This is a genomic window from Candidatus Zixiibacteriota bacterium (assembly GCA_021159005.1).
In the GTDB taxonomy this organism is placed as follows: domain Bacteria; phylum Zixibacteria; class MSB-5A5; order UBA10806; family 4484-95; genus JAGGSN01.
The window spans coordinates 1-2,743 of sequence record JAGGSN010000022.1; the positions used below are offsets into that span (position 1 = coordinate 1).

At 38.9% G+C, this 2,743-nt stretch carries 3 protein-coding genes; all 3 read right to left on the reverse strand.

From position 1 onward, the window contains the following. Positions 1 to 116: 116 nt before the first annotated feature. Positions 117 to 773, reverse strand: coding sequence for a hypothetical protein (locus J7K40_01475; protein MCD6161069.1), 657 nt, complete (start codon positions 771 to 773; stop codon positions 117 to 119). Continuing rightward, complete coding sequence (locus tag J7K40_01480) at positions 733 to 1,587, reverse strand: PT domain-containing protein (protein ID MCD6161070.1); 855 nt, start codon at positions 1,585 to 1,587, stop codon at positions 733 to 735. Before J7K40_01480 ends, J7K40_01475 begins: the two co-directional genes overlap by 41 nt. A 301-nt stretch (positions 1,588 to 1,888) precedes the next feature. Next, positions 1,889 to 2,743, reverse strand: an 855-nt coding sequence (locus J7K40_01485) for a hypothetical protein (protein ID MCD6161071.1), incomplete at its 5' end; no start/stop codon positions are given.

The window sequence follows — 2,743 nt, forward strand, 5'->3', positions numbered from 1 at the left end:
AACACCGTCCGCGTCATTCCCAACTTGATTGGGAATCCAGAGATTGGTTGTGCCGATACCTCCTGCCTGCCGGCGGGTCAAGCCCCAAGTGGATTTGACCTGCTGAGCTGGCTTAATCAGCCTCTCAATGATTTGCCGGTTATCTCAATTACCTTCATTGATTCCCTGAACCTGTCAAACGTTCGGGCAAGCTCGCTGTTTTCTTTAAGCCTGACCAATGGAATATTGGAATTTATGATAGTCGTGAACCTTTCATCATGACGATAAGCATAGAACCCCTCGAATTGACTGAAACCATAGGCGGATGAAAATTCGCATCCGAAATCATCTATTATCAGATATCTAACTTGCTTAAGTTTTCCCAATTTATTATTAGCATCGCTGTTAGTGTTGTATCGGAACAGCTGATGCAGTTCACTCGAATGACAGAAGCGGATTTCATCTTTGGCTATTGATGTCCACCAAGCGGTGTTGTAGGGATCATTTTTCAGGCAATTGATGCCGCAGCTTTTGATAATACGATAGGCAATATATGCCGAGATGCTGGTTTTCCCTACTCCCATCGAACCGGTGATAAATAAGCCGATACCCTTTTTGTAATAGCGATTATCGCAATATTTCTCAACAGCCGTTTTGGTTTGAGAATCTATTTTATCCAAATTCGTGTGGATATATCTTTCACCGATACCGATAGCTTTAGCGGTTTGCCAATACAGCTTATATTCAATCTTATCAAGTTGGCCACTGCGACCATCCCGATTGTTTGAACTCATCCGGTCTGCCCGGCGCTCTGTTGGATTGTGAGCCATCGAAACCTTTCTGTTTATTGTTAGCCTGCATAATCAGCTTGTCAAAATTGTCCCTGATGCTTTGCATCGAATGAACCACCGTTTTCCAGAATGAATGGGATTGGCTGAATGTAATAACCCGTTCGATATCGGCAGTCTTGCGATGGTCATTTGAGATCATCAGGCGAACACAAGCCGGCCAGTGTGAAATATCGATTTTGGCATTTGAGTTGTTTTGCAGGATTTTATTTTTTAAAAGAAAACATAGAGATTTATAATTATTATTTTCATTTTTTCCTTTCTTATAATTCTTTTCATTCTTATTGCATTCTTTATACATTCTTGAATATGTCGGGTCACTTGTCGGGTCACTTGTCGGGTCACTTGTCGGGTCACTTGTCAGGTCGCTTGTCGAGTCGCTTGTCGGGTCGCTTGTCGGGTCGCTTGTCGAGTCCATATTTGCCGCATCATTGTAAGCGTCATAGTTGCATAGAGTTATTTTCGTAAACAGGTAGTCTTGTTTTTGCCATATTATCATGCCCATCTTTACGAAATTTGCGAGTTTCAGGCGCACCCAATCCCTGCTTCGATGGGTCTCATTGGCCAGTTTTATTATTGATGTTAATACCTGTCCGGGGCGAATTTTTATCCTCATATTATTCCATTCTACAAATGAAAGTTTATGACTTGCTTTAAGCATAAGCAGTGTCCAAAACTCATAATCTGTAAAAGGGTGCTTAGGCCATATATCAGAGCTCATAATTTGGCGATGGAGTTTAATCCAGCCTTGTTTTTTCATAAGCACCTCCAGTCTGTTTTTTTCATGATATCCGGCATTACGGATAAGACATCCCCCCCTTATAATAACCCCTTATATAAATGTTAATGCAAAATGCACAGGATTTGAGGATAGATAAACAGCAGTAGGTCGGGTTCCGACCAGAGGGAGAAACCCGACATTTCAGCGGGATTGGGATGCCTTTTGAGGATGCGTCAGGATGGTCCGCCTTAGGCGGATACGACATCCTGACGCCAGAGCATATATAATGAGGCAGCCCACTCCCGCTTTGGGCGGGAATGGGGCACCCGGCGTTATTTTATTATGAAATACTATTTTCAAACCGTTTAAGATCATTGGTCATGTCTGCTAAGGAAAAAATTTCAAATCTATATGAAAAATTATCTTCCTTAACACCATTTAAAATAGATAATTTGTCGCTATTACTTGTTACAAGAATAATAATGTTTAAGCTGGTGAAAAGTGATTCTAATGGTTTAATTTGTTCAGTGGGAATTATTCCTAGTTGTTCTCGATCATTTATTGAATTTTTTCTTTCGTTCAGCAAATCATTTAGCATTTTAAGTCGCCAAATTACTATTTCTGGGCGCAATGTAGTAAAATTTCCAAAATAACAATAATTCATACCCGAAAAATCATTTAATAGATTGAAATGAAAAAGATTTCCCCATTCAAACATATCTCTTTCACCAGTTTTATTAACGTCAGCATAATATAGTTTTTTTGTTAATAAGAAAAATTGAATAATTTGATCAGGTTCAGGAGATGAAGCTAAATCTTGAGTTGTTTCACTAATGGCTAAATCGATAGCAGATGCGGCTTTATTTTCGAAATTCGGATCGTTATAAATTACGGTATCCAACCCTGAAACATTAAAAGGAAGCGATTGATCTTCTCGCTGAAAAGGAATTACATATTTATTAAAACCTAACATTAAGCCATATTCCATATTAACATTCGCATTTGGTATAAGCTGATCTTCTTTTTTGCCATTGTTAACAAGAACAATACAAAACTGAGATGTAATTATTTTAGAACATATTTTATGACAAAAAACGTTCTGTCCAGGTGCTAATCGCCCCCCAGCTTCTTCGCATTGTATTCCTTTGTCTTTTAGGAGGTTTTTTAAAATAGTAACTTCCATAGAACTTATATC

What these genes read in the sequence shown, in the direction of transcription:
- J7K40_01475 (MCD6161069.1), bottom strand. Translation starts at nt 773, where the DNA reads ATGAGTTCAAACAATCGGGATGGTCGCAGTGGCCAACTTGATAAGATT.
- J7K40_01480 (MCD6161070.1), bottom strand. Translation starts at nt 1,587, where the DNA reads ATGAAAAAACAAGGCTGGATTAAACTCCATCGCCAAATTATGAGCTCT.